Raw genomic sequence first — 25,789 nt, forward strand, 5'->3', positions numbered from 1 at the left:
GTCTGCCACCCCCGCTTCGGGGCGATCTTGTGGGAACAGGACGTTCCGGGTCAGGATGCCCGTCATGAAAAGCGATCTCTTCGCCGGTGAGCACCTGGCAGGAGCGGCCGGTGCCCCGGGCATGACGCTGCAGAACGCCAAGGCGGTCAAGTACACGGTCGACGGCGAGATGCACGCCCGTCAGGGCTCCATGATCGCCTTCCGGGGCGATCTCCGGTTCGAGCGCAAGGGCCAGGGCATCGGCGGCATGCTCAAGCGGGCCGTGACCGGGGAGGGACTGCCGCTGATGGCCGTGCGCGGCCGGGGGGAGGCGTGGTTCGCGCACGAGGCGCAGAACTGCTTCCTCGTGGAGATCGAGCCGGGCGACGCCCTCACCGTCAACGGCCGCAACGTGCTCTGCTTCGACGCCACCCTCCAGTACGAGATCAGGACCGTGAAGGGCGCCGGCATGACCGGCGGCGGCCTCTTCAACTCCGTCTTCTCCGGCCACGGCAAGATCGCCCTGGTCTGCGAGGGCACCCCGATCGTCATCCCCGTCTCGCCGCAGGTCCCGGTCTTCGTCGACACCGACGCCGTCGTCGGCTGGAGCGAGCGGCTGCAGACCTCGCTGCACCGCTCGCAGTCCGTCGGTTCGATGATCCGCGGCGGCTCGGGGGAGGCCGTCCAGCTGAAGCTGGAGGGCGAGGGCTTCGTCGTCGTCCGTCCGAGCGAGCTCACCCCGCAGAAGAACTCCTCCGGGTGAGGCTGACGGGGGTCGGGCGCCGGTACGGCCCGCGCGGGCCGTGGGCCCTGCGCGGGGTCGACCTCGACCTGCCCGCCTCCCGCCTCGTCCGCGTCACCGGCGGCAACGGCTCCGGCAAGTCCACGCTGCTCCGGCTGGTCGCGGGCGTCGACGCGCCCGCCGAGGGCCGCGTCACCGGCCGCCCGGCCCGCACCGCGTACGTACCCGAACGCTTCCCGGCCGCGCTGCCGTTCACCGCCCTCGACTACCTGATCCACCTCGGGCGGGTGCAGGGGCTGCGGGGCGCGGCGGCCCGGGACCGGGCGGGGGAGTGGCTGGAACGGCTCGGGGCCGCGCGGCACGCCCGTACCCCGCTCGCCGAGCTGTCGAAGGGGACCGCCCAGAAGGTCGCCGTCGCCCAGGCGCTGCTGGCCGACCCCGGCCTCCTCGTCCTCGACGAGGCCTGGACCGGCCTCGACACGGTCTCCCGCACCGTTCTCGACCACGCGGTGTGCGAGCGGGTCGCGCAGGGCGCCACGGTCGTCTTCGTCGACCACGACCCGCGCCGGCTGGAGGGCGAGGCCGACGCGGAGTACGCGGTGGCCCAGGGGCGCGTACGGCCCGCGGCCGTCCCCGCGCGGCCGTGCCCCGCCACCGGCCGGCGGGTGCGGATCGTCGCCTCCGGTGGGCGGGCGCTGCCCCCGGACCTGCCGGGCGGGACGGCCGTCGCCCCGGGGCAGGGGGATGCCACCGTCCTCACCGTGCCCGCCGACCGCTCCGACGCCCTCCTCGCGGCGCTGCTCGCCGCCTCCTGGCACATTCACCGGCTCGCACCCGCCGAGGCCGACCGGAACGACGAGGGGGACGTACGGGTATGACCGCGCTGGTGCGCTACCACGCGGGGCTGCTGCTCCGCTCCCAGCGCTGGCTCGCCCCTCTCGTCCTGTACGCCGCCGTCCTCGGCATCGGCGTCCACGCGGGCGAGCCGGTGCTCGGCGCGCTCGCCCTCACCGCCGCGGCCCTGCTGCCGGTGACGGCCTGGGCGGTACGGATCTGCCTCACCCAGGAACCGCCCGCCGCCCGTGCCGTCGTGGCGGCCGCCGCCGGCCGGGGCCGGGGGCATCTGGCGGCGCTGCTCACGGGGGCCGGCGGGGCGGCTCTGGCCGGCGCGGTCGCCGTGGGCACGGTCGTCGCGGTCACCGACACACGGGGCGTCGGCCCGGCGGCGGCGGTCACGGCCGGGCTGCTCGGCGCCACGGCCTGCGTCCTGGTGGGGGCCGCCGTCGGCGCCCTCGCGAGCCGCCCGTTCCTCAAGGCCACCGGCTGGTCGCTGGCGGCCCTCGTCGTGGGCGCGCTGCTCGCCCTGATGGCGCCCGGTTCGCCCGCCCGGCACGCGGTGACCGTCCTGACGACCGGTTCCGGCCCCGGCGTCCTGACCGGGCTGCTGCCCTCCGCTGCCGGGGCCCTGGTCCTCGCGTCGGCCGTCGCGGCCCTCTCCCGCCGGGCCACCGCGCGCCTGGAGTGAGGCGCGGGACCGCAGTACGCTCGAGGGCATGACCACGGAATCCGGCTTCACCTGCGCCCCCGCGAGCGAACCGAAGCCCGCACCGGCGAGCGAGGGTCCGTACGCCGCCTGCGTCCTGTGCCAGGAACCGACCGAGTACCCCGAGTCCACCAAGGGCATCACCCTCTGCCCGGTCTGCGAATGGCGCGAGGCCGAGCGCACGGCCTGCTCCGGCTGAACCGGCGGTACGGGCCGGGCCGCCGGCCTTCTCAGCCCCGCATGAGCTCCGAGACCTTCACGAAGCGGTAGCCGCGCGCCCGCAGCTCCGGCACGATCCGGCGGACGGCCCGCTCGGTGACCGGGGCGGCGCTCCGCGTGCAGTGCAGGACGACGACCGAACCGGGTTTCACCCCGGCGAGCACCTGCTCCGCGACGGCGTCCGCGTCCTCGGCGAAGGCGTCGCCGCCGACCACGTCCCACTGGACCGCCGTGACCCCGGTGGGCGCCAGGGCCCGCAGCGCCGTGTCGTCGTAGCAGCCCCCGGGGAAGCGGAAGTACGGCACGACATGGACGGCGCCGGCGTCCCGGAAGGAGTCGAAGGCCCGCCGGACGTCCGCCGCCATGTCCGGCGCGGCGACCTCCGGCAGCCCGTAGCAGGGCGAGGCGAAGGCGTAGTGGCTGTAGGAGTGGTTGGCGATCTCGAAGAGGGGGTCGCGGCCGATCGCACGGGCCTGGTCCGGGTACTCCTCCGCCCACCGGCCCGTCATGAAGACCGTCGCGCCGACCCGGAGGCGGCGGAGGGTGGCGATGAGTTCCGGATGGTCGAAGCGCTCGCCCCGGGCGGCCCGGGGGCCCTGGTCGGCGGTCATGTCGGCGTCGAAGGTGAGCGCGACGACCTTCTCCGCACTCTTCGCCCGGTGCGTGTAGACGGGGGTGAGGCCGCCGGGCCGGGGCGCGAGCGTCGGGGGAGCGGCGGGGGCCTTCCGCTCCGCCGCGGGCGCCGCGCCGCCGGCCCGGGCCGGCGCGCTCGGTCCGCCGCCCCCGCCGACGGCCGCCCGGGGCGCGGTGGCGTCGGCCATCCCCCCGCCGTCGGCTCCGCAGCCGACCAGAGCGGAACCCACCAGCGAGCCCAGCAGCGTCAATACCGTCACTTTTCGTACGGAAATGGTCACATGCGGAAGCTAACTGATCAGATGATCGTCCTCCGCCAGCGGCACGGCGCCGCCCCGCACTCCCACCCCAACGCCCTCGTCCTTCCCACCGCCGTCACGCGTCCGCCCCGCCGGCGGCTGCCGGCGGGGCGGACGGGGACAGCGGGGGAGGCCCGTGCGGAAGGCGGCGGTCAGCGCCAGGGGCCCGTCACCGCGAAGGTCGTCCCCGGTGAGTAGCAGTTGACGTACATGGTGGTGCCGTCGGGGGAGAAGGTGACGCCGGCGAACTCGCCCCACTCCGGCTCCTGCGGGGTGCCGATGTTCTGGGCCCCCCGGGCCACCGCGTACACCTCGCCCTTCCGGCTCAGCCCGTACACGTGCTGCGCCCCGTCGCCGTCCTCGCAGACCATCAGGCCGCCGGTCGGCGTGAGGCAGATGTTGTCCGGGGTCTCGCCCGGCAGCTGGATGTCGGTGCTCGGGCCGAAGACGACGACCAGGGTGAGCCGGCGCCGGTGCGGCTCGTACTTCCACACCTGGCCGAAGTGGGTGGCCCCGGAACCGTCCCTGACGCGGGCGAAGGAGGAGACGAAGTAGACGGCCCGCCCGCCCCAGTAGCAGCCCTCCAGCTTCTGCGCGTGGGTGATGCCCTTCGGCCCGAAGTCCTGGAGCCGGATGGGCGTCTCCACCGCCTGCGGGTCCGGTACGGGGACCCACTCGACGCCCTCGAACCGGGCGCCGGTCTCCTGGATCACGGACAGGTCCGGCACCCCGGGCACCCGCATGGCCTCCAGGGCGCCGCCCGCGCGGAGCGACCCGGTGCCGCCGAGCGGCTTGTGCGGGAGGAAGCGGTAGAAGAGGCCGAAGGGCCGCTCGAAGGCGTCCTCCGTCTCGTACACGATGCCGCTCGCCGGGTCGACGGCGACGGCCTCGTGCTGGAAACGGCCCATCGCGGTGAGCGGGACGGCGCCGGTGCGGTGGGGGTCGGCGGGATCGACCTCGAAGATGAAGCCGTGGTCCTTGGCGTAGCCGTTGGTGCCGGCCTTGTCCTCGGTCTCCTCGCAGGTCAGCCAGGTGTTCCACGGGGTGGGCCCGCCCGCGCAGTTGACCGCGGTGCCGGCCACGCCGACCCGCTCGCCCAGCACGTTGTTGCGTCCGTCGAGCTCCAGGACGGTGCAGCCGCCCTTGGCGGCGGGGTCGTACGTCAGGCCGGGCACGGTCGGGACGCCGATGCGGCCGGTGGCGCGGTTCTCGTGGTTCCGTACGAGGTGGACCCGGCCGCGGCGGCCGGCGAAGGCCCCCATGCCGTCGTGGTTGCCGGGCACGGCGCCCTCACCCGAGCGGAGCCGTTCGCCCTGGCGGGAGAGGACCTTGTAGGAGAAGCCCTCGGGAAGGTCGAGCAGTCCGTGCGGGTCGCGCACCAGCGGACCGTAGCCCGCCCGGCCCGTGTGGCCGCCCGGTGCGGCGGCGGCGGTCCCGGCGAACAGCTCCGAGACGGCCCCGGAGAAGGCGATCCCGGCGGCGGACGCGCCGGTGCGGGTGAGGATCTGACGTCGTGTCGCGGACATGAGGCAACTCACTTCCTGTGGCGGTACCCGCCCCGCGCCGAAGGGCAGGGGGAGGGACAGGTGTGTGACGTGCTGCACACGTGACGTGTGACCCGCATGGTGTATCACGTGCCGTGGTGACACGTGAACCATGCGGGTCGACGTCGCCTCAGGACGCGTCCGCGAACGGACGGAGGGTCAGACCAGCTCGGCGGTGAGCGTGATGGTCGTACCGGTGAGCGCCTGGCTGACCGGGCAGTTCTTCTTCGCCTCCTCGGCGAGCGAGGCGAACTGGTCGGCGTCCAGGCCGGGAACCTCGCCGCGCACGGTCAGGTGGATGCCCGTGATGCCCTCACCGGGCTGGAAGGTGACGTCGGCCTTGGTCTCCAGGCGGGTCGGCGCGTTGCCGGCCTTGGCCAGACCGTTGGAGAAGGCCATCGAGAAGCAGGAGGAGTGCGCGGCGGCGATGAGCTCCTCGGGGCTGGTCTTGCCGTTCGGCTCCTCGGAGCGGGCCGGCCAGGACACGTCGTACGAACCGAGACCGGAGGAGTCGAGGGTGACGACGCCGGAGCCCTTGAGGAGGTCGCCCTGCCAGACGGTGTGGGCGTGACGCACGGTGGCCATGGTGAATCCCTTTCAGTTGGGTATGGCTCCCAACCTACTGCCCCACAAGGCCCTTCGCGTCGCGTGCGAGGGCGGTGAGCCGGGAGATCGCCCGGAAGTACTTCTTGCGGTACCCGCCGTTCAGCATCTCGTCGCTGAACAGCCGGTCGAAGGGGAGCCCGGAGGCGAGAACCGGTGTCTCCCGGTCGTAGAGCCGGTCGGCCAGCACCACGAGCCGCAGCGCCGTCGACTGGTCGGGGACCGGCCGGACGTCGGTGAGGCAGACCGCGGTGAGGTCGTCGGTGAGGGCCCCGTACCGGCTCGGATGCACCCTGGCCAGGTGTTCCAGGAGGTGCGGGAAGTCGTCCAGGGAGGCGCCGGGCGTCGCGTACGCGGTCTCGGTGACGACCTGGTCGGAGTAGGGGGCGGGAGCCTCGGGCAGGCCCCGGTGGCGGTAGTCCTCGCCGTCGATCCGCAGCGGGCGGAAGTGCGCGGAGAGGCCCTGGATCTCGCGGAGGAAGTCGGCCGCGGCGAACCGGCCCTCGCCCAATTTGCCCGGCAGAGTGTTGGAAGTCGCGGCGAGCGCGACGCCCGACTCGACCAGCCGGGCGAGCAGGCTGGAGACGAGGACGGTGTCGCCCGGGTCGTCGAGCTCGAACTCGTCGATGCACAGGAGGCGGTGCCCGCTCAGGGTCTTCACCGTCTGCTGGAAGCCGAGCGCGCCCACCAGGTTGGTCAGCTCCACGAAGGTGCCGAAGGCCTTCAGCGCGGGCTCGGCCGGGGTGGCGTGCCAGAGCGAGGCGAGCAGGTGGGTCTTGCCGACGCCGTAGCCGCCGTCCAGGTAGACCCCGCGCGGGCCGCTCGGCGCGGCCGGCTTCCTGCTGAACCAGCGGCGCTTGCCGGCGCCGGAGGCGTGCGCCCCGCCCAGGCCCTCCGCGAAGGCGCTCAGCACCTTGACGGCCTCGGTCTGGCTCGGCTGGTTCGGGTCCGGGAGGTAGGTGTCGAAGCGTACGGAGTCGAACCGCGGCGGCGGCACCATCTCGGCGACCAGCCGGTCGGCGGGGACATGGGGCTCGCGCGAGCAGAGCGAGAGCGGGGCCGCTCCGGGGGAGGCGGCTTCGGTGAGAGCACGGGTCGACACAGTTCCCCACTGTAAGCGCCGTGTCAGACTGCGAGGATGCGACGCCTCTTCCCTGTGACGGACATGACAGCCCACGAGGCACCCTCCGGAGCGGAGGCCGGGACGCCTCCCGGGCGGCCGGGTGAGTGGACCCTCGACGCGCTGGCCGACGCCTACGCGTACCCGGAGGGGGACGGTGTGTGGCTGCGCGCCAACATGGTCTCCTCGCTGGACGGCGCCGGTCAGCACGACGGCCGCTCCCAGCCGCTCTCCTCCGACACCGACATGCGGATCTTCGGCACGCTGCGCGGCCTGGCGGACGTGGTGGTGGTCGGTGCGGAAACGGTACGCCTGGAGGGGTACCGCCCCGCCAGGGCGCGGGAGGCCTTCGCCGCCCGCCGCGCCGCCGCGGGCCAGGGCCCCGCTCCGGTGATCGCCGTCGTCAGCGCCTCCCTCGGCCTCGACTTCTCCCTGCCGCTGTTCACGGAGCCCCTGGTGCCCACCCTGATCCTCACCGGGGCGGCGGCCCCCGCCGACCGGGTGCGGGCCGCCCGGCAGGCCGGCGCGGAGGTGCTGGTCGCGGGCGACGGAGCGGGCGTGGAGCCGGCCCGGGCGCTCGCCGTGCTCGCGGAGCGGGGCCACCGGCGGCTGCTGACCGAGGGCGGGCCCCGGCTGCTCGGCCAGTTCGTGGCCGCCGGGGTCCTGGACGAGCTGTGTCTGACGGTCTCCCCGACCATGACGGCGGGGGGCGCCCAGCGCATCGCCGGCGGGCCCCCGGTGGCCGTTCCGGCCCGCTTCTCGGTGGTCTCGGTGCTGGAGGAGGACGGGTTCCTCTTCACCCGGTACCGCCACGTCCGACAATGAGCGGAATTTGCCGTTCCGCTTAGCGTCCGCCGGGGCACACTACTCACGCAGACCCCGTGTGGGCACGGGGAAGGATGGTTTCCGCAGAAGGGCTCCTGAGTTGTTCACAAGCGTTCTGATGATCGAGAAGCCCCTGTCGTCCGTCGACGTGGAATTCGTCACCACGCTGCACGGCGACGAGGGCGTGTCCTTCATCGTTCTGATGCAGCCGCGCGGTGACCAGGCCGATGTACTGCTGCGCGCCATCGACGACGTCGCCCTGGGCGAACTGAAGGAAGCGGCCCGCGAGGGCGAGGAACCCGAGGGACGGGAGGCACGGCTCCCCGCCGAGCGGGCCCTGGAGCACTCCCTCCAGGCACTGAGGGACGCCGGCTGCGAGGCGGTCGGACAAGTGGTCGAAAACCACCCCCTGGACAAGATGAAGGCGGTCGTCGACGAGGTGAACGCCGACGAGGTGATCGTCCTCACGGCCCCGCACTACGTGGAGGAGTTCTTCCACCGTGACTGGGCCTCCCGCGCGCGCCACAAGGTCGGCGTACCGGTCCTGAAGCTGTTCGCGCACAGCGACTGACGGCGCCCGGCCGGGCCGGGCGCGGATGCCCGGCCCGGCCGCGCGTCACCGGCCCCGCCGCGCCCGCCCGAGTGCGGGCCCGGCCGGAGGTCCGTGGCGTGCCCGCCCCGCCACCCCGGCGGGCCCGCCGCCGGGGCGCGCCCCGGAGAGGGAAGCGGGAAGCACTAGGCTGGGGGGCTCCAGAACCACACACCCCGGGGAGAGATCCGCATGGCACCCGCCATCCCTGCCGCCATGGAACGGCCGCACTTCATCGGCATCGGCGGTGCCGGAATGTCGGGCATCGCCAAGATCCTCGCCCAGCGGGGGGCCAAGGTCGCGGGCAGCGATGCCAAGGACTCCGCCACCGCCGAGGCGCTGCGCGCGCACGGCGTCACCGTGCACATCGGGCACGCCGCCGAGCACCTCGCCGACGACGCCTCCGCCGTGGTCGTCTCCAGCGCCATCCGCGCCGACAACCCCGAGCTGGCCCGCGCGGCCGAGCTCGGCATCCCCGTCGTGCACCGCTCCGACGCCCTCGCCTCCCTCATGGACGGTCTGAGCGCGATCGCCGTCGCCGGCACGCACGGCAAGACCACCACCACCTCCATGCTGGCCGTCGCCCTCACCTCGCTCGGCCAGGACCCCTCGTACGCCATCGGCGGCGACCTCGCGGGCCCGGGCACCAACGCCCGGCACGGCGAGGGCCGCGTCTTCGTCGCCGAGGCCGACGAGAGCGACCGCAGCTTCCAGAAGTACGACCCCGAGGTCGCGATCGTCCTCAACGTCGAGCTCGACCACCACGCCAACTACGCGTCGATGGACGAGATCTACGAGTCCTTCGAGGCCTTCGCCGCCAAGATCCGCCCCGGTGGCGCCCTCGTCGTCGGCGAGCACGCGGGCGCCCGCGAGCTGGCCCGCCGCGTCGCCGGACGCGAGGACCTGCGCGTGATCACCGTCGGCGAGTCCGAGGACTCCGACGCCCGGATCACCGCGATCGTCCCGAACGGCATGACGAGCGAGGTGACCGTCGTCCTCGACGGCACCCCGCACACCTTCACCGTCTCCGTCCCCGGCCGCCACTACGCGCACAACGCCGCCGCCGCCCTCGCCGCCGGCGCCGCCGCGGGCGTCGAGCCCGCCGGCCTCGCGCAGGCCCTCACCGCCTACACGGGCGTCGGCCGCCGCCTCCAGCTCAAGGGCGAGGCCCGGGGCGTCCAGGTCATCGACTCGTACGCCCACCACCCCACCGAGATGACCGCCGACCTGGAGGCCATGCGCGCCGCCGCCGGCGACGCCCGCCTCCTCGTCGTCTTCCAGCCGCACCTCTTCTCCCGCACCCAGGAGCTGGGCACCGAGATGGGCGCGGCCCTGGCCCTCGCCGACGGCTCCGTGGTGCTCGACATCTACCCGGCCCGCGAGGACCCGATCCCCGGCGTCACCAGCGAGCTGATCGTCGACGCCGGCCGCGCCGCCGGCGCCGACGTCACCCCCGTCCACGACAAGGACACGGTCCCGGACGTGATCGCGGGAATGGCGAAGCCCGGCGACCTCGTTCTGACCATGGGCGCGGGCGACGTGACGGACCTGGGCCCGAGGATCCTGGACCGGCTGGCCGAGAACTGACCGGCAGGGGGCAGGGGAAACCGAAGGGAACCGAGGAGCGAGCGATGGCGTACGAGGTCGAGAAGACGGACGAGGAATGGCGCGCCGAGCTGACGCCCGCCGAGTACCAGGTGCTCCGGCAGGCCGGTACCGAGCCCGCCTTCCGCGGTGAGTACACCGACACGAGGACGAAGGGCGTCTACTCCTGCCGGGCCTGCGGCGCGGAACTGTTCACCTCCAACGAGAAGTTCGAGTCCCACTGCGGCTGGCCGTCCTTCTACGACCCGAAGGACAGCGCGGCGGTCGAGCTCCTGGAGGACCGCTCCCACGGCATGGTCCGCACCGAGGTCCGCTGCGCCCGCTGCGGCTCGCACCTGGGCCACGTCTTCGAGGGCGAGGGCTACCCCACCCCGACGGACCAGCGCTACTGCATCAACTCGATCTCGCTGCGCCTGGAGCCCGAGGAGGGCTGACCGCCGCCGGCCCCTTCCCGCGACCGCGCCCGGCCCGGGACCGTACGCCTGCCGTACGGTCCCGGGCCGGACCCGTCCCACGCCTCAGCCCGGCGAGGGCACCGGGGTGACCTCCTCGCGCCCGATGCGGCTGCCCGACTTGTAGATCGAGACCGTCCCGTCACGGATCACGTACCGGTACGGGCTGTTCGTCGCCTCGTACCCCCCGCTCGTCCTCCGCGCCTTCATCGCGATGCCCGGCTCGCGCCCGTCGCGGAACTCGCCGAAGTAGTAGAGCTGACCCGACGCCGTCGCGCAGAGCGTGATCCGGTGGTCCTCGGTGTGGAAGGCCTCGACCAGCTCCGCGCCCTCGCCCTTCGGGAGCGCCTCCGCGACCCGGGAGGGGCACGGGGCGGCGGTGGCGCTCCGGCTCGACGTCGGCCCGGAGTCGTCGGGGTCCGTCCCCTCGAACGAGCGGAAGACGCTCGACGCGATGCCGAGCACCACCAGCGCTCCCACCACGGTGAGGCAGCCGGCCAGGCATCCGCCGGACTTCTTCTTCGCCGGCGGCCGGTACGGCGGGGTGTACACCGGACGGGACGGGGCGGCCGGGGCGGGCGCCGTCCGGCGCGGCGGGGTCGGCGTGTAGCCCGTACCGCTCGGCGGCGGGTAGAAGACACCCGTCGGACGGCCCACGGACCCGCCGGACCGCCCCGTCCCACCCGCCCGGGGCGGGGCCGCCTTGCGCGGCGCGGCCTTCCTCGCCCCGGCGGAACCGCCGCCGGACCCACCGCCCGAGGCGCCCTTGGACGTCGTCGTCCTCGGCGTGGCGGCCGTCCTGCGGGGCGTGGCGGGTCCGGGTGAGGCCGGCTTCCGGCCGGGCCCGGCGCCCGCCTTCCAGCTCTTGCCGCAGCCCACGCAGCTGAGGCTGCGGGCGCTGTTGGTGGCCCGGCAGACCCCGCACTGCCAGTCGCCCGCCGGGCGCGCCGGGGACGGCCGTTTCACCGCCGGGCGTGACGGGGCGGCGGGCCGCGGCATCGGGGCCCGCCGGGTCGACCCGCAGATCGAGCAGGCCGCGTCCTTCGGTCCGTTGTTGTTGTCGCAGTCCGCGCACTTCCAGTTGGCCGAGCCCGCCACCCGTGTCGTCCCCTCCTACCGGTCGCCCGGCGCCGGGCGCGCCATCACGTCCCGGAACAGTTCCTCCGATCCCGGTCCCGCCGGGCTGACGATCCACGCGGGATCCTCGGGCACCCGCTCCAGCTCCGGTTCGGCCGGCGGGACGCCCTCCTTCGCCGGCGCCCCTCCCGGGGAGGCCGGGGCGCGGAGCCGCTCCTTCCCGACCGGGTCCACCGCCCGTGCCCGTACGTCCTCGCGTACGGCCCCGGCGGCCCCGCCCGCCGGGGCGGCACCCGGCACCGGGACCGGGTCCGCCCGCGGGGCGGCACCGGCCGCCGCGGGGCCGGCCCCCTCCCCGTACGGCACCGAGAAGTCGTCCCACAGCAGGCGCAGGAAACTCCGCGTCCGCTCCACCGCGCCGCGCGGCACGTCGACCCGGACCACGAGCGACTCGGCGCCGTCGGCGCCCACCCCGGCCACCGGCGGGGCGAGCGCGCCCGCGTCCGGGAAGCGGAACCGGAGGACCAGCCGGTGGTCCTCCCGCGCGTCCCGGGGCGGGTGGAGCACGGCGGAGACGCAGCGGCTCACCCGGGTCTCGAAGACGCCCTCGCCGATCCAGGCGAACTCCATGAGCCCGTCCCGGCCGAGGGAGAGGCGGAAGCCGCTCCACTCCAGGGTCACAGGCTGTTCGCGATCGTCTCGATGATCTCGTCCATCTCGAACTCCTCCAGGCCCTCGCCCGCCTTGGAGGCGAAGTGGAGGGTGAGGTCCCACTCCTCGGCGATCTCCGACCACGGCGCCTCCTCCGGGGCGAACAGGACCAGCCGCTTGGCGGACTGCTCCATGACGGAGGTCTGGCTGCGGGCGTACCCCCACTGCTCGAAGAGTTCGTCCATGGTGCGGGGGATGTGGCGGGGGTAGGTGGCCGCGCCGGCGCCGACCGTGCCGAGGGGGTGCGCGGGCGCGTCCGTGAACATCACGATGACGTGCCGGCGGCGGTCGAGCCCGGTCTCCCACGGCGAGTTGATCGCCAGCGCCAGCGCCTCCAGACCGGACTCGGGGATGTCACCGCCGCCCCCCGCGTCGATCCCGCCGACGAATTCCTCGAACTCCCCGGCCTGCGCGGGCAGGTGGAGGAAGTCGGTCTCCTCGACGGCGTCCGACGGGTCGTCGCCGAAGTCGCGGAAGGCGATGACCTTGAGCCGCAGCTGGCTGATGGACTTGCCCTTCTTGGCCATCACGTCGTCGAGCCGCTGGTGGAACTGCAGGGCGCTCGACTTCACGGTGTCGAGGACGGGTGACATGCTGCCGGTCGCGTCGATGCAGAGCGCGATGTCGACGGCGTACTGGAGGTTGCCCTGGTACTGCCCGCGGGCGTCGTTCATGGTGTGCTGCTCCTTGTCAGGGGGTGCGGCGGCCGCCCCCGCGACCACCGAGGTTGATGCGGACACGGGACCGGCCCGGAGCCGGGGAGGGCGCGGGCGCCGGCTCCTCGGGGGCCGGCGCGGGCGAGGGGACGGCCGGAGCCGCCGGAGCCGCCGGGGCGGCCGGGGGAGAGGGCGGTGCGGGGCGCTCCTTGCGGGGACCGAAGCTCGACCGGACGCGGCTGATCCGCGAGGGAGCGGGGGCCGGCTCGGCCACCGGGGCTCCGGGCCGCGCCGCGTCCGCCTTCTCCGGCGCCGAGGTCCCGGGCCTGCGGTGCCGCAGCGCGCAGACCTCGGGGTCGGCGAGCGCCTCCAGGAACGTCTCGATCCCGGGGCGGGCCCGCGGGTCGGCGGCCGTCATCCGGCGCAGCAGCGACAGGAGTTCGTCGGAGAGTCGCGGGTCCAGGCGCAGTTCCTCCCCGGCGTTCACCGCGTCGGCCGGGGAGCCGAACGCCGCGTCGTACGAGGGCAGGTCGCCCGTCACGTACAGATGGGTCATCAGGCCCAGCGCGAAGATGTCGACGGCGCAGGTGAGGTCGGCGGGCCCGGTGGAGCCGTCGTCCCGGAGGTAGCGGCGCCACTCGGGCGCGCCGTACACGGAGTCGCCCGAGATGTCCTCCGGCTTCGGCGGGTCGCCGGACTCGTAGGAGTCGTCGAAGTCGATCAGCTTGGCGACGTGGAAGGCGGCTCCCTCCCGCTTCTGGATCAGGACGTTCAGCGGCTTGAGGTCACCGTGCACGATGCCCAGGTCGTGCAGCATGCGCAGGCTCGATCCGAGCGTCTTGAGCAGCACCGCCTTCTGGTTCGGCTCCAGCGTCTGCGGCCGGTCCAGACTGGTGGTGTCGATCCGCTCGGTCACCTTGTAGTAGGTGCTGCCCTCGTGGAAGAAGTCGGTGGCCAGCACGATGTTGCCGCCGCCCACGGAGTCGGGGCGCAGCTTCTTCATGACCTTGCGGTGCCGTTGCTCGAACTCCTGGGCCACCTCGCGCCGGATGCGGACGCTCGGGGAGTCGGCCGCGTCGTCGCGCGGGCGCTTGGGCTCCAGGAACCGTTTGACGAAGAACTGGCCCCCGTCCTTCTCGGCGAACGCCCAGATGCACTTGCCCCCGTTGGCGTTGGTGGGATCGGTGACGATGCGGTAGCCCGCGATCGTGTCGCCCTTCTTCATCGGTACTCCTCGAGCGCGGGCGGCAGATAGGTCTCGTATCCCGCGCGGTAGGTCTGCCAGCTCTGTTCCTGCCAGGCGCGGATGCGGGCGTCCGCCGTCCGCTCGTCCTCGGGGCCGGCCGGTGTCTGCTCGGCCCCGGCGCGCGGTGACCGGTCGAGCGCCCTGGGCCGCCCCCTGAGGTGGCGCTCCCTCAGCTCCGCGTACCGGCGCTCGCTGCCCTCGCGCACGTGCGCCAGGTTCCGGTAGCCCAGGGCGAGCAGCGCGAGGGAGGCGTCGTCCCCGGTGTACGCCTGCACCTCGCGGCGCAGCAGGTCGGCCCACTCGTACTCGGTGCGGGCCCGTCGCAGGGTGCTCAGGAGCAGGTACTCGAAGTCGGCCGGGGTGTGCACGTAGCCGAACCAGCCGTCGGTGGCGGCGATCAGTACGCAGGGCATCGGGAAGGAGGCGATGACCTGCGTGTCGACGCCGAACTCGCGGTCCGCGCAGACCACGTTGGTCATCGGCGGGTCGGTGCGCAGCAGCTCCAGGGCGTCGCTCTCCCGGGTGTGGTCCCGGGTGAGGACGTGCAGGCCCGAGTCGGGCGAGAGCACGTACGCCCGGGAGTCGCCCGCCCACAGCGGGCGCAGCTCGACGGCGGCCCCGTGGTCGAGGACGCGGTAGTGCACGCCGGCGAGCGTGGTGGGCAGCTGCCGGCGCATGGTGCCGCCGATCTTGCTGCGCCGCTGCGGAGCCTTCGCCAGGAACCAGGTCAGGTACTGGTGCAGGGAGGCCGGTCCCGCCTCCTCGGTCTCCCGGGCCACCTCGTGGAACCAGCAGTCCGTGGCGAGCCGCGCGACCCGTGAGCCGACCCAGGCACCGGTGTGCCACGTCCCGTCCGGGGCCTGCCACACGGGGCCCGCGCCCGCGCCGCCCGAACCGTCGAAGACCGCGACCATGCCCTGATGGGTGCCCCAGTGGTGGGCGACGAACGGCTCGGCGTCCTCCCCGTGGCCGGGCACCTGCTCGGTCCACACGGTGAGCGCCTGAAGACCCTCGACGTCCCCCGGCGTCGACCAGACCGCCTGGGAGGGCAGCGCCCGTGCCGGCGGGTCCGGCAGGTCCGCCGGAGGGCTTCCGGCCCGGCCTCCGGGGGCTCCTTCGGGCGCGGTGGCGGGTGCGGCGGGCGGCGCGCCCGTGGGTACCGGCGGGCCGCCCGCGCCCGTGACGAGGGCCTGCGCGGGGGCCGGTACGGATCCGGGCGCGACGGCCTGCGGGGACGGCGGCGGCGCGGACGGTACCGGGGGAACGGCGGGCCCCGGGGGCGCGGGCGGGGGCGGTGGCCACCGGTCCTGGCGGTGCGCGGGCGCGGCGTGCCGCGCCCCGTGCTCGTGCTCTGCCATCAGCGCTCCCTGTCGGATCCGGGCCGGGGCGTGTCCCGCTTCGGGGCGTCCCGTCTGGTGGTGCCCCGCACCCGGCTCACCCGGGGCGCGGGACGGTCGGCGGCCGCTTCCCCGGCGGGGCGCGGCTCCGGGGCGGCGGCGCGGGGCGCGGGCCGGTCCGTCCCCCCGGTTCCGGCGGGCGGCAGCGGCTCGTCCTCGGGCGGCCCGGAACGCCCGGCCTCCCGGCGCCCGCCCCGCCCCGTGGCCCGCTCCTCGTCCCGGTCGCCGTCGCGGGCGGTGCGGCGGGCCGGCCCGTGCCCGTCCGGGCGGCCGGAGCCGTACGTGCCCGAGACGCGGCCCGCGGTGCGCGGCCGGCCGTCGTCGCCGCGCGCCCCGTCCCGCACGACCTCGCCGCGCAGCGGCCGGCGGGCCGGTTCGTCCTCCTCGTGCCCCGGTCCGAGCGCGGGGGCCGGGTCCGCCGCGCGGGCGAGGGAGCCGCGCAGCCGGCCGCGCCGGGCGGCCCCGTCGAACAGGCCCTCGCCGTCGCGGAGCACCTCCTCCAGGACGGTGCGTTCCAGTTCCGCCTGCTCGAAGGGCTCCCGGTCCGCGTCCCCGCGGTCCAGGACCAGGCGCATGATCTCGCGCCGCACCTCGCGCTTCTCGGCCTCGTTCTTCTCGATCCAGGCGAGCGCCGCCCGGGGGCCCTCCTTCTCCATGATCTCGGCGATCAGGCCGTCGAGGCCCTCCTCGCGGATCATGTCCAGGTGCCGGCCGCGCCGCATCCCCGACAGCCGCGTCTCCCTCACCACGTCCCGGAACTCACGCCCGCTGGTGGCGATCTCGTCCTCGTCGACGAGCAGTTCGACCTGGACGTTCCGCAGACGGACCGCGTCGTCCCCGGTGAAGCCGGCCAGCGTCGCGTTCAGGGCCCGCTCGGCCTGGTGGAATTCGGCGATGTCGTAGTCCCGCGCCACCTCCCTGAGCATCTTCCGGAAGTAACCGTGGAGCGCCCCGCTCATGTCCCGGATGCCGCGCGCCACGACCTGGGCCGGATCGGCGACCCGGCACACCAGGTCGACCCGGCTGCGGAAGGAGAACGTGGGGTCCCGGCTGAGCAGCGCGATGTCGAGGACCAGCCGGTGCTCGGTCATGTCGACGGTGAACACGCCCTGGTACGCGCCGAAGCGGGAGGACGGGATCTCCTCGCCGCTGCGGATCGTCAGCGACGGGCCGCTCTCCCTGACCAGGACGAGCGCGCTCCCGGGCCTCGGCGGTCGGACCGGCTTCGTCAGCCGCCACTTCGGCAGCTCCTCGAAGGACAGCACCGGGTCGTAGGTCTGCTCTCCCACGGGTTCCTCCCTCTCGTCGGCGGTGCGGGACCGGACGGCGCGGTCCGGGTGGTGCGGGTCGTCGGGCCAAAGTCGTACGGCCCCGTCGTACGGCCGGCCGGTGTGCCGGTGCGGATCAGGTCGTACGGCTCAGGCGCGCGTGCAGCACGGCCGCGTTGCGCGAGGGCCGTTCGCGGTCGTGCGCCCACTTGTTCAGCCACCAGAGCAGCCGCTCCCGGTGCGAGCCCGGCCTGCGGGCCACGTCGGTGAGGAGGCCGGCCAGCGCGTCGAGCGTCCCCGGGCGCCACCGGTCCGCGTACGTGTCGATCCACTCGCGCAGGGCGAGCAGGGCGCTCTCCTGCACCGGGCGGCGTGCCAGGGCCCGGGCCCACAGTTCCGCGAGGGCCGCGCGGTGCGCGGGCAGTTCGCTCAGCAGCAGCGGCACGCCCGGCACCCCGTCCACGGGACCGTCCGCGGACGCCTCGTACGGCCGGGTCGTCGCGAAGACGAAGGCGGACAGCGACTTCATCACCATGGGGGAGAGGTCCTGCGGCGCGGACCAGTCCAGGTAGGCGGCGAGCAGCGGCCCCGCCTGCCCCTGGTGGACGAGGTGCACCCCGCTCCACGCCACGGACGGCAGCGTGCCCCAGTCGTCGCCCCGGTCGAGCGCGTCCCGCAGGACGGCCACCGCCCGGTCGGGCGCGGTGCGGCCCAGGAGCCCGCCCGCCGTGTTGGCCGCCGTCCCCGCGAGCCGCCGCTCACGGGCCGAGCTGCCGCCGCGCGCCCAGTCGTGCAGCAGCGCCCACACGGCGTCGGTCGAGTCGGCGTCGCCGCCGGCCACCCCGAGTGCCGTGGCGGCGGCCTGGCGGAGCGGCCAGGACTCCCCGGCGGCCCAGGCGGTCAGGTAGCGGTGCACGGCGTAGTGGTGGTCCGCGCGGGCGAGCACCCCGGCGGCGACGGCGGCCCGGGCCCGTACCTCCAGGTCGTGGTGGCCGAGGAGCTGCCGCAGCCAGGAGAGCAGGGCCTCGCGCCAGCCGTCGAGCCCCGTCCAGGCGTAGAGGAGGACGACCTGGCCGACGAGGGCGTTGCGGAAGCGGACGCGCGGCGGCCCGCCCGCGCTGCCGTCGAGCCTGATCCACTGCTGCTCGTCGCCCAGCCGGTCCCTGAACCGGACGTCCGGCGGGGCCGGTGAGGGTTCCGTGAGCGCGGCCCGCAGCTTCACCGCCGCCTCGGCGACCGTCAGGTAGCCGCACTCCTGAAGGACGGCCGCGGCGAGCGCGAACGCCACGGCCTCCGGGTGCCGGTGGCGGTCGAACCAGGCCCGCACCTGATCACTGGGGTCGCGCAGCGCGGCGGCAGCGGCGGCCACGTCCCGCCCGGCGGCGATCTCGGCGGCGAGCCGGGCCGCGTGCCGGGCGGCGGGCAGCTCCCGCAGGGTGTCGGTGACCCCGCCGGAGGCGCAGCGGGCCCGCAGTTCGGCGTACGCCTCCGGGGCGGCGCCGAGCCCGAGGACCCGCCGTTCGAGGACGGCCATCGGGTCGACGGGGGCGAGGTCGTGCACGGCGACCGCCGCGCCGCCGTCCCCGCGCACGGCGACCGCGAGGTCCTGGCCGCCGGTGAGCACCAGGTGGCAGCCCCGGGCGCGCAGGGCCGCCACGACGGCGGGCAGCAGCCGGGGGAGCGCGCGGAAGTGGCGCGCCCCGTCGGGTCCGTCCCCGACGTGGGCCACGTATCCGCTGGAGGACACGGGCGGTTCCCAGCCGGGGGCGAGCAGGTCGGCCGGGTCGAGGAGCCGGTGGCAGATCCCGCCGCCGTCGGCACCGGCCAGCGCGAGCGCCTCGGCGAGCAGGTTGACCGCGGTGGCCTCGCGCCCACTGCCGGAGGGCCCGGTCAGGACGAGCAGCCGCCGCTCGCCGAGGAGGCCGAGCGCGGAGCGGTACCCGGGCGGCCGGACGAACCGGGCGGTGTGGTCGTCCAGTTCGGCGGCGTCGAGCGGCAGGACGGAACCCTCGCCGGTGGCGGCCCGCCCGCGGGGCCGCCCGCCGCCGTCCGTGTGGAAGCCGCCGCCGAAGCTGACGGTGTCGTTGAAGAGGGCCAGCGTGCCGATCCGGGTGCCGGAGGCGTCGGCGCTGAGCCGCTGCGCGACGAGGTCGGCGATGGCCCCGGCCCGCTGGGCCTCCGACCGTTCCGGGTCGTCGGTCGCGCCGCCCCCGGCGAGCGAACGCAGCGCGTCGGTCGAGCTGACGGGGCCGTCCTGGTCCGCTCCGGTGCCCCGCCGCTCGCTCTCCGGCGCGGCCTCGGGCGGGTCGGCGGGGGCGGGCGGCGGAGCGGGTTCGGCGCTCGCGGCGCCGGACGGGGCGGCGGTGTCTTCCTCGCTCATGGCACACGGGTTTCCGGGAGGGACGGACGAAGAGGGGGCGCGCCGACGGCGGCCCCCTCACTTGCTCGGGGAACGGTCCCGCGGGGACTTACGAGACGTTCCAGTCGCCCTTGATCTCGACCTTCTCGTTGAACACCTGGGCGTTCTTGATCAGGGCGGCGCTGACCTGCGGCCCACCGGGCCCGCCGGCCGCGGCGACCGCCTCGTCGACCATGCGCCGCAGGTCGTCCTCGAACTGGCGGTCCCTCAGCATGTGCGCCGCGAGCATCCGCTCGAGCTCCTGCCGGCCGGACTCGTCGTCCGGGGCGTCCGCCACGTGCTCCAGAGCCGCTTCCGCCTCGGAGTCCCCGCGGAACCGGGCCCTGATCCGTTCGACGAGCCGCGCTGTGCCGCTCCAGCCGCTGCGGCCGGCCTCCTGGCCGGTGGCTTCCAGAGCGCCCTTGACGACAAGGGCCACGCCTGCGGCGGCGACTGCGGTGATCGGATCCATGTGCTCCCCCGGTTGTTCCTTGCACACACGTGAGGCCATTCAAGTGGTCCTCGGGTACCGCGCCAGACGGTCGGCGAACAATGACCGAAAACCGCCCGGCGAGGAAGGCGATGGCCGATTCCGCTCGATGGGCCTTCGCGGGGTGTCCCGGGCGGTCCGACCTGCGCACGGGTGTGGTAGGACTGTTCAGCTTTGCAAACAGTCAGTCGTAACGGGGGAATGGAACGTGGCGGTCACGGTTCCGGACTGGGCGGACACCCTTCTCGATCTGATCGGTGTCGCCTGGCCGAATGTGGATGAGGACGCCTACCGCGAGATGGCGGTCGCCCTCCGGGAGTTCGCGGAGGACCTGGAGGACGACGGCCAGCTCGCGAACAACCACTTCGAGCGGCTGCTCTCCTCGGGCCAGGGCGAGTCGCTGGACGCGCTCAACGAGCACTGGTCCAAGGTCAAGAGCAAGCACATCAAGGACATCTCCGGTGCCGCGCGCACCATCGCGGGAGCGCTCGACACGGCGGCCGGGGCCATCGAGGGCATGAAGCTCGCCGCGCTCGTCCAGCTCGGCTACCTCGCCGCCGAGGCCGGGATCGCGCTCTCGCTCATCCCGGTCACCGGCGGCCTGTCCGCGCTGATCGGCGCCGGGGCGATGCGCGCCACGCAGGAGGTCATCAAGCGGCTGATCAAGGAGTGCGTGGAGGAGGCCGTCGGCTACATCGTGGCGGCCATGACCGAGCCGGCGGTGGCCGCCCTGGAGGGCATGGCCGCCGACCTCGTCGTCCAGCTCGGCGCGGTGGCGATCGGCCTGCAGGACGGCGTGGACCTGGACCGGACGAAGGACGCCGGCAAGGACGGCTTCAAGGAGGGCGTCCAGTCGGGCAAGGAGGCGATGAACCTCGCCTCCGCCGGAGGCGGCGGTGGCGGTGGCGGCGGTGGCAAGGGCAGCGGCCTGAAGGACCTGCACATCGAGCACGCCGAGCACACCCACGCCTCCACGCAGCTCAACGGCGTCAGCGTGAACATCCACGGCAAGACGGCCGGCAAGCTGACGAAGGCGAAGACGGCGCACGGGCGGACGCGCGGGCGCGACTCGATCGCGGACGCGATCGACCCGGTCGCCGACAAGGCGCTCGAAGCGCTGACCAAGGCCGCGAAGACCATGGGCGACCACCTCGGCCAGACCCTCCCCAAGGCCGTCAAGCAGATCTCGGTCGACCACAAGAACACCGACGACGCGCTGCGCGACCGGTTCGCTCGGCAGCGCAAGGGCGACCACGACAACGACGGCGGCAAGGGCGGCGGAGGCGGCGGCGGGAACGGCAACCCTCCCGGCGGAGGCGGCAACGGCAGCGGCTCCGGCGACAACCCCGGCGGCAAGCGCATCACCCCCGCCCCGCCCTGGCACGGCAGCTCCGCCGGCACGATGCGCCACCACCGCACGGACCCGCTCGACGTCAGCCACCTGACCCCCGAGCAGCAGCGCGAGGCGCTGGTCCAGGAGGCCCGCGACCTGGCGGACCGGGCACGCAGGGCCGACCCCGACAACCCGGACGACCCCAAGCACCAGATCGACCTGGCCAAGACGCGGTTCCCGGTCGGTGAGCACCTCCTCAAGGACAACAGCTGTTCCGGCGGGCTGCTCCACGACGGCGTCGTGACGAGCCACACCAGCGCGACCCAGTACGAGGGCAAGGACAAGCCCGACCTGCATCCCGGCGCCCAGCAGGTCTACGACGAGGTGAAGGCCATCCACGACTCCCAGGGCACCAGGCCCGGCGCGGGCCACGGCAAGTGCGCGGAGGCGATGCTCCTGTCGGACCGGCTCCGCCAGCTCGACCCGTCCGGCACGTCCCTCACCACGATCGACAAGGTACGGGAGGCGATGGCGGGCGCCCAGATGTACAGCGTGCAGATCGGGCGGGACCGGCGCGGCCTCCTCCAGCACAACGACTACAAAGAGCCGTGCCCCTCGTGCGCGATCGCACTCGACATCACCGGCATCAACGCCTACGCAGGTTAGGAGCCCCCATGCCCCATCTCCACGTCCCCGCGGACGTCGACGCCTGGTTCGCCGAGAACGGCTGGTTCCCCGGCCGGCAGGCCGGCGAGTCGGCCGCGGCGTTCGTGACGGCCGTCGTCGAGGAGAGCCGCAAGCGCGGGTTCCCGGTGGAGCCGTTCGCCGCCGCGACCGACTTCCTCGACGAGCACGCCGGGCTGCGCGTGGTGCACGACGCCCGGCGGGACGCCTACATGGAATTCACGCCCGTGCCCTACTGGGGGCACACCTTCGAGGACATGGCGGAGTTGAGCCGCAACCTCGGCGTGCGGCTCTTCCCGGTCGGCTGGGACTCCACGGACGCGGAGCTGTACGTCATCGACGAGCAGGGCCGGTTCTTCTGCATGCACCACACGGGCGACTACTACATGGGCACCGGCAAGCACGAGGCGATGATCGGCCTGTACCGGACGCCCATGCAGGACGCGGAGGATTTCTATGTCTGACCTGGTACCCGGTACGGCGGCCTCGCTGCTCCTCCACGGCACGATCACCAGCCACACCAACCTCACCGGCGACGGCGAGCCGCGACTCCACCCGGCCGTGCGGGAGTTCTTCGACCAGCTCCCGGCAGGTCTGCGCGAGCCGTTCATCGGCTACTGCGCCGAGTCCGCCCTCGTCTCCGACGAATTGTTCGCCTTCGACCGGATGCGCGGCGACGGCCGCACCGCCGACCTCGACGACGCCGCCCCGCACTTCGCGGGCGCGGCGATCGTCGCGCGCAAGATCCGGCCGCACGGGGACCCCGAGCACGGCACGGAGGCCGAGGTCTGCCGTTCCTGCACGGCGCTCCTCGACCGGCTCGGCATCACGATCCTCCACGACCGGGCATGAGGCGGACGGTGCTGGAGGAGGCGGGCTGGACGCCCGGCAGGGACGCGGGGGACGCCGCCCTGCTCGCGATCCTCGTCGCGGCGACCCACGGCGCGGGCGAGGTCTTCCCCGCCGCCGAACTGGCCGTGCGCGAGTTCCACGGCCTGACCGTGCGCCCCGCCCCGGCCGGCGGCCGGGAGGTCGCCGCCATCGGCGCCGTCGTCGACCCGCGCGAGGCCCGCTTCGACGTCCCGTCGCTGCTCCGGCTCGCCGACTCCCTCGGCGTACGCCTCTTCCCCCTCGGCCGTACGGACACGGACGCGCCGCTCGCCGTCGACGAGCACGGCCGGCTCCTGATGCTCGGCCCCGGGGGGCCCTGGCTGCTCGGCGAGACGGTCCGCGACGGGCTCACGGCCCTCGCGGAAGGGCGCGCGCCGGTACGGCTCAGCCCGCCCCGGTGGAGCGTCCCGCTGCCCGGCCTCCCCGCCGAACTCGGCGCGGCCGTGCGCGCCGCGCTCGTCGCCGTCTACGTCCTGCACAGCACGGGCGTCTTCAGCGCCCGCGCGCTGCGCCTGCGGGCCACCACGCTGCGGGGCATCGGCGTCGTGGCGGTGGACGAGGAGTTCCCGCTGCGCCGGGGCGCCCTGGAGGACAACGCGGAGCCGCTCGCCGAGGCGATGACCCGCCGCGTCGAAGCGGCGGGCGCCCGCCCGGGCGCCTGCGCGCTGACGCTCACCGTCCCCGTCCCGCCCGGTACGGAGGGCCCGGCGGCGACGGTCACCTGCGCGCTGACGACGGGCGCCGAACCCGACGCCCCCCACCTCACCCTGACGGCCGCCCTCTCGGCGGCCTCCGGGCCCACGGCGGCGGCCCTGGCCGCCTGCGCGCGGGACCTCTCCGCCTGGGCGGCGGCCCGGGAAGCCCCAGGCGGTGACTTCAAATGATCACGGTTGGTGGATCATGGTGGCGTGATACGCCGTCATGAACTGTCTGATGCCGAGCGGGAGTTCGTCCGGCCGCTGTTGCCCGAGTCGTTGCGGGGGCGGAAGCGGCTGGACGACCGCCGGGTGCTGAACGGGTTCGTGTGGAAGTTCCGGACCGCGTCGGCTCGGCGGGACGTGCCCGGGCGCTATGGTCCGTGGGCGACGCTGCGCACGCGTTTGCGCAGGTGGGCGGCGGGCGAGACGTTCGCCCGGATGCTGCGGGCCGCCCAGGCGAAGGCGACGCGGCAGGGGACATCGACTGGCTGGTGTCGGTCGACTCCACGATCGTCCGGGCTCATCAGCATGCGGCGGGGGCTCGAGAAAAGGGCTCCGCGATCTGGCCCTCGGCCGGTCCCGGGTCCGGCCCGACCACGTCCTGGGCGACAAGGACTACAGCTCGAAGGCGATCCGCCCCTGGCTCCGCCGCAAGGGCGTCGCGCACACGATTCCCGAGCGGGCCGACCAGGCCCGCACCGGGCCGGCGCGGCAGCCACGGAGGCCACCCGCCGGCCTTCGATCAGGAGATCTACAAGCGCCGCAACGCCGTGGAACGGTGCTTCAACCGCCTGAAGCAGTGGCGCGGGATCGCAGTCCTGGGGGAATTGAGGTCGGACCGATTGCCATCGAAAATGAACCGCTGGCCTTGTTCACGCGAATGAGTCATGAACAAGGCCAGTGGTCGGACAATGCGGTGGATCACTACTGTCCGCCGCGTGTCAGTGTTCCCAGGCAGCTGCCCCTCGCAGAAGGTGATGGTCAGACATGCCCTCTGTGCAAGCAGCCGCGTCACCACGAAGAGTAGTGAACCAGTAGTAACTCAGGAAGATGTAGTCAATCTTTCCCGGTTCGCCGACCTTAGGCGAGCAAGTGGGTTCGGCCGTCCATTCCCCACTACGGCAGCGGTCCAGACTTTGCGCGCAGCCGTACGGGAATGTCTCGGGGTCGGGGAAGTTCTCCTTGTCGTTCTCGTCGACCTCCTGGAAGACTCCGGTTCCACCGCTGTGGTTGTACAGGGGGGTCATGTCCTCGTGATGCGGAAGCCTGTTGAAGTCACCTGCGAGGACGACCGGGTCTCCCGCGCCGGCGTATTCCTCGACCTTCGCGGCGACCTCGCCGATCTGCCTTTTCGCGTCGGACCCAGGGTCGATGTGGGTGTTGCAGGCGCGCACAGCACGTCCAGTGACGGTGGTGCGACCACACAAGAGGATTCGCTGCTCGGCAGTGCTGGTGAGTAGCTTGAAGAAGCGATCGGAATTGTTGATGGTGCCGGGGCTGCCCTTGGAGAACGTGGCAAGTCCGAAACGAGTGTCGGTTCCACCCCACTTCTTGCACCCCACCGTATTCGGGTGTCCCGAGGGAAGGGAAGCACCCCAGATCGAGTCGTACTTGGGGCCATTAGAACGGTTCTGCAGCGCGTCGCGGAGGACCCGCCACTGCTCGTAGCACACCTCCTGGAGCATCACGACATCAGCGTCCCAGCCGTCTATGGCGCCGATCATCTTGTTTTTCCATGCGTCTACCGAATCACCATAGATGCCGCAGTGTCCTGCCTGCCCGCAGATGTTGTAGGTGATGAACCTCGGCTTGGGCCAATTATTTGCGTCGGGTATGTCAGCCTGAGAGGGGTTCGCCCCTGAGGTGACGATCATTCCAATTGAGAAAAGTGCCGCAAATAGCACTCTCAGCGTTGCGCGCATAAACCCTGTCTTCTCGATCGGTTCGGGTGACGGATCATCATCGCACCTGCGGTGTCGAACCATCACCATTCGTGACGACCTGCCAGTTGCGCTTGCGGGGCCGTTTCGGCTGCTCGGGTTCCTTGAGCTTCTTCGGTGTGGCCACCGGTCGGGTGACGGTCCGTGTAGCGCAACGAGCGAGGACCCCGGGCTGTTGATCGAGATGTCTGACGTCTCAACACGTTGCTCGCACATGCACGGGGCCTGCTCAAGACGCTGCGCGAGCACGAACCCGACTTCGTCCTGCTCGACGGCACCCTCGCCGATCGCGACCGGGTCGGCGACGGCCGGGCCGACTACTCCCGCAAACTCCGCCGCCAAGGCGTGAACACGCAGGTCGTCACCGACCCCACCGAAGCACCCGGGTCCGGGAGCGCCGGCCGCGAGACCCGCGTCGGCTACCGGATCCAGTGGTACCAGGGGCGGCTCACCCTCCAGGACCGCCGGCGACCTCCGGGAACAGCAAAAGGCGAGCTCGGTCGCGTACGCCTTGCGGGCCTCGGCCTGAGCGTCCTCGCTGCGGCCGAGCATCAGCAGGGCCTCGTGCCGGTACTCCGCGGCAGCGCTCTCGGCAGTCAGGAACGCCTCGTGCGCGGTGACGGCCGCGACGGCGACCTGGTCGTTCGGGTCGACCGACCAGGTGGCGGCGAGGGGACCGGCCCCGCCGATCAGGGCCTTCGTCTGCCGCCGGTGGTCGCACGCCTCGTACAGCCCGGCCGACCGCTCTAGGAAGCGTTCCGAACGTCTGCGGTCTCTTCACCTGAGACCCTTCAGGTTGATCACCGCCGGGAGAGAAGTGGGCGGCCGCTTCTCTCCCGGCTTTCCT

General features: G+C 73.6%; 24 protein-coding genes and 3 pseudogenes. 14 read left to right on the top strand and 13 right to left on the bottom strand.

The window, feature by feature from the left end; all coding sequences use genetic code 11:
• Nucleotides 1–64: 64 nt before the first annotated feature.
• From ACFY60_RS21250 to ACFY60_RS21265, 4 genes are read left to right on the top strand one after another with little or no spacing between them, the layout of a single operon-like run.
• Nucleotides 65–742, top strand: coding sequence for an AIM24 family protein (locus ACFY60_RS21250; RefSeq protein WP_388612420.1), 678 nt, complete (start codon nt 65–67; stop codon nt 740–742).
• Nucleotides 739–1,599 (top strand): ATP-binding cassette domain-containing protein, encoded by an 861-nt coding sequence (locus tag ACFY60_RS21255; RefSeq protein WP_388612422.1) that lies wholly within the window; start codon nt 739–741, stop codon nt 1,597–1,599. Before ACFY60_RS21250 ends, ACFY60_RS21255 begins: the two co-directional genes overlap by 4 nt.
• Nucleotides 1,596–2,246 carry an ABC transporter gene (locus ACFY60_RS21260; RefSeq protein WP_388612424.1) on the top strand — a complete coding sequence of 217 codons (651 nt, stop codon included), beginning with the start codon at nt 1,596–1,598 and terminating at the stop codon, nt 2,244–2,246. Before ACFY60_RS21255 ends, ACFY60_RS21260 begins: the two co-directional genes overlap by 4 nt.
• A 28-nt stretch (nt 2,247–2,274) precedes the next feature.
• Nucleotides 2,275–2,463, top strand: a complete 189-nt coding sequence (locus ACFY60_RS21265) for a hypothetical protein (protein WP_309050931.1) — start codon at nt 2,275–2,277, stop codon at nt 2,461–2,463.
• A gap of 31 nt (nt 2,464–2,494) precedes the next feature.
• On the opposite strand, the gene ACFY60_RS21270 is transcribed toward ACFY60_RS21265, so the two are convergent.
• The 4 genes from ACFY60_RS21270 to zapE all read right to left on the bottom strand — a co-directional run bounded on the left by ACFY60_RS21270 (nt 2,495) and on the right by zapE (nt 6,664).
• Nucleotides 2,495–3,376, bottom strand: coding sequence for a polysaccharide deacetylase family protein (locus tag ACFY60_RS21270; protein ID WP_388612427.1), 882 nt, complete (start codon nt 3,374–3,376; stop codon nt 2,495–2,497).
• A 191-nt stretch (nt 3,377–3,567) separates the two neighbouring features.
• Nucleotides 3,568–4,941 carry an alkaline phosphatase PhoX gene (locus ACFY60_RS21275; RefSeq protein WP_388612429.1) on the bottom strand — a complete coding sequence of 458 codons (1,374 nt, stop codon included), beginning with the start codon at nt 4,939–4,941 and terminating at the stop codon, nt 3,568–3,570.
• A 177-nt stretch (nt 4,942–5,118) separates the two neighbouring features.
• Complete coding sequence (locus tag ACFY60_RS21280; RefSeq protein ID WP_309050928.1) at nt 5,119–5,544, bottom strand: OsmC family protein; 426 nt, start codon at nt 5,542–5,544, stop codon at nt 5,119–5,121.
• A 34-nt stretch (nt 5,545–5,578) separates the two neighbouring features.
• On the bottom strand, nt 5,579–6,664 hold the full coding sequence (zapE, locus tag ACFY60_RS21285; RefSeq protein WP_388612431.1) for a cell division protein ZapE: 1,086 nt from the start codon (nt 6,662–6,664) through the stop codon (nt 5,579–5,581).
• A gap of 36 nt (nt 6,665–6,700) precedes the next feature.
• Between zapE and ACFY60_RS21290 the strand changes: the two genes are divergently transcribed.
• From ACFY60_RS21290 to msrB, 4 genes are all read left to right on the top strand, one after another.
• Nucleotides 6,701–7,507, top strand: a complete 807-nt coding sequence (locus tag ACFY60_RS21290) for a pyrimidine reductase family protein (protein WP_388612433.1) — start codon at nt 6,701–6,703, stop codon at nt 7,505–7,507.
• 100 nt (nt 7,508–7,607) lie between these two features.
• Nucleotides 7,608–8,078, top strand: coding sequence for an indole-3-glycerol phosphate synthase (locus tag ACFY60_RS21295; protein WP_309050925.1), 471 nt, complete (start codon nt 7,608–7,610; stop codon nt 8,076–8,078).
• 210 nt (nt 8,079–8,288) lie between these two features.
• Complete coding sequence (murC, locus tag ACFY60_RS21300) at nt 8,289–9,683, top strand: UDP-N-acetylmuramate--L-alanine ligase (protein WP_388612435.1); 1,395 nt, start codon at nt 8,289–8,291, stop codon at nt 9,681–9,683.
• Between the two features lie 44 nt (nt 9,684–9,727).
• Nucleotides 9,728–10,135: a peptide-methionine (R)-S-oxide reductase MsrB gene (gene msrB / locus ACFY60_RS21305; protein ID WP_309050923.1), complete on the top strand. Its 408-nt coding sequence runs from the start codon at nt 9,728–9,730 to the stop codon at nt 10,133–10,135.
• 84 nt (nt 10,136–10,219) lie between these two features.
• Here the strand turns inward: msrB and ACFY60_RS21310 are convergent, their stop codons facing one another.
• The 8 genes from ACFY60_RS21310 to ACFY60_RS21345 form a co-directional block, all read right to left on the bottom strand.
• A complete protein-coding gene (locus ACFY60_RS21310; RefSeq protein WP_388612438.1) occupies nt 10,220–11,251 on the bottom strand; it encodes a zinc finger protein in 1,032 nt (343 codons plus the stop codon).
• Nucleotides 11,252–11,266: 15 nt separating this feature from the next.
• A complete protein-coding gene (locus ACFY60_RS21315) occupies nt 11,267–11,911 on the bottom strand; it encodes a hypothetical protein (protein WP_388612439.1) in 645 nt (214 codons plus the stop codon).
• Nucleotides 11,908–12,615, bottom strand: a complete 708-nt coding sequence (locus ACFY60_RS21320) for a vWA domain-containing protein (protein WP_309055865.1) — start codon at nt 12,613–12,615, stop codon at nt 11,908–11,910. The genes ACFY60_RS21315 and ACFY60_RS21320 overlap by 4 nt, the downstream gene beginning before the upstream one ends.
• A 16-nt stretch (nt 12,616–12,631) precedes the next feature.
• On the bottom strand, nt 12,632–13,822 hold the full coding sequence (locus tag ACFY60_RS21325) for a protein kinase (protein WP_388612441.1): 1,191 nt from the start codon (nt 13,820–13,822) through the stop codon (nt 12,632–12,634).
• Nucleotides 13,819–15,201 (bottom strand): serine/threonine protein phosphatase, encoded by a 1,383-nt coding sequence (locus ACFY60_RS21330; RefSeq protein WP_388612442.1) that lies wholly within the window; start codon nt 15,199–15,201, stop codon nt 13,819–13,821. The genes ACFY60_RS21325 and ACFY60_RS21330 overlap by 4 nt, the downstream gene beginning before the upstream one ends.
• Nucleotides 15,201–16,529, bottom strand: a complete 1,329-nt coding sequence (locus tag ACFY60_RS21335) for a hypothetical protein (protein ID WP_388612444.1) — start codon at nt 16,527–16,529, stop codon at nt 15,201–15,203. The genes ACFY60_RS21330 and ACFY60_RS21335 overlap by 1 nt, the downstream gene beginning before the upstream one ends.
• 115 nt (nt 16,530–16,644) lie before the next feature.
• Nucleotides 16,645–18,888 (bottom strand): hypothetical protein, encoded by a 2,244-nt coding sequence (locus ACFY60_RS21340; RefSeq protein ID WP_388612446.1) that lies wholly within the window; start codon nt 18,886–18,888, stop codon nt 16,645–16,647.
• An 88-nt stretch (nt 18,889–18,976) separates the two neighbouring features.
• Nucleotides 18,977–19,378 carry a hypothetical protein gene (locus ACFY60_RS21345; protein WP_388612448.1) on the bottom strand — a complete coding sequence of 134 codons (402 nt, stop codon included), beginning with the start codon at nt 19,376–19,378 and terminating at the stop codon, nt 18,977–18,979.
• Between the two features lie 226 nt (nt 19,379–19,604).
• Here ACFY60_RS21345 and ACFY60_RS21350 point away from each other — a divergent pair.
• From ACFY60_RS21350 to ACFY60_RS21370, 5 genes and pseudogenes are all read left to right on the top strand, one after another.
• A pseudogene (locus tag ACFY60_RS21350) lies at nt 19,605–21,353 on the top strand (YwqJ-related putative deaminase); the annotation flags it as partial.
• Between the two features lie 50 nt (nt 21,354–21,403).
• The gene (locus tag ACFY60_RS21355) at nt 21,404–21,877 is read left to right on the top strand and encodes an SUKH-3 domain-containing protein (protein WP_388612449.1); all 474 of its coding nucleotides are present in this window, start codon (nt 21,404–21,406) and stop codon (nt 21,875–21,877) included.
• Entirely contained in the window at nt 21,870–22,265 is a 396-nt protein-coding gene (locus ACFY60_RS21360; protein ID WP_388612451.1) for a YwqJ-related putative deaminase, read from the top strand. Before ACFY60_RS21355 ends, ACFY60_RS21360 begins: the two co-directional genes overlap by 8 nt.
• The gene (locus ACFY60_RS21365) at nt 22,262–23,188 is read left to right on the top strand and encodes an SUKH-3 domain-containing protein (RefSeq protein ID WP_388612453.1); all 927 of its coding nucleotides are present in this window, start codon (nt 22,262–22,264) and stop codon (nt 23,186–23,188) included. Before ACFY60_RS21360 ends, ACFY60_RS21365 begins: the two co-directional genes overlap by 4 nt.
• Nucleotides 23,189–23,194: 6 nt before the next feature.
• Nucleotides 23,195–23,886: pseudogene (locus tag ACFY60_RS21370) on the top strand (transposase).
• Nucleotides 23,887–23,943: 57 nt separating this feature from the next.
• On the opposite strand, the gene ACFY60_RS21375 reads toward ACFY60_RS21370, so the two are convergent.
• A complete protein-coding gene (locus tag ACFY60_RS21375; protein WP_388612454.1) occupies nt 23,944–24,924 on the bottom strand; it encodes an endonuclease/exonuclease/phosphatase family protein in 981 nt (326 codons plus the stop codon).
• A gap of 231 nt (nt 24,925–25,155) precedes the next feature.
• Between ACFY60_RS21375 and ACFY60_RS21380 the strand changes: the two are divergent.
• Nucleotides 25,156–25,314 (top strand): annotated as a pseudogene (locus ACFY60_RS21380) (IS5/IS1182 family transposase); the annotation flags it as partial.
• Nucleotides 25,315–25,789: the final 475 nt, after the last annotated feature.

This window comes from Streptomyces sp. NPDC012827, from assembly GCF_042900905.1.
Classification (GTDB): domain Bacteria; phylum Actinomycetota; class Actinomycetes; order Streptomycetales; family Streptomycetaceae; genus Streptomyces; species Streptomyces gulbargensis.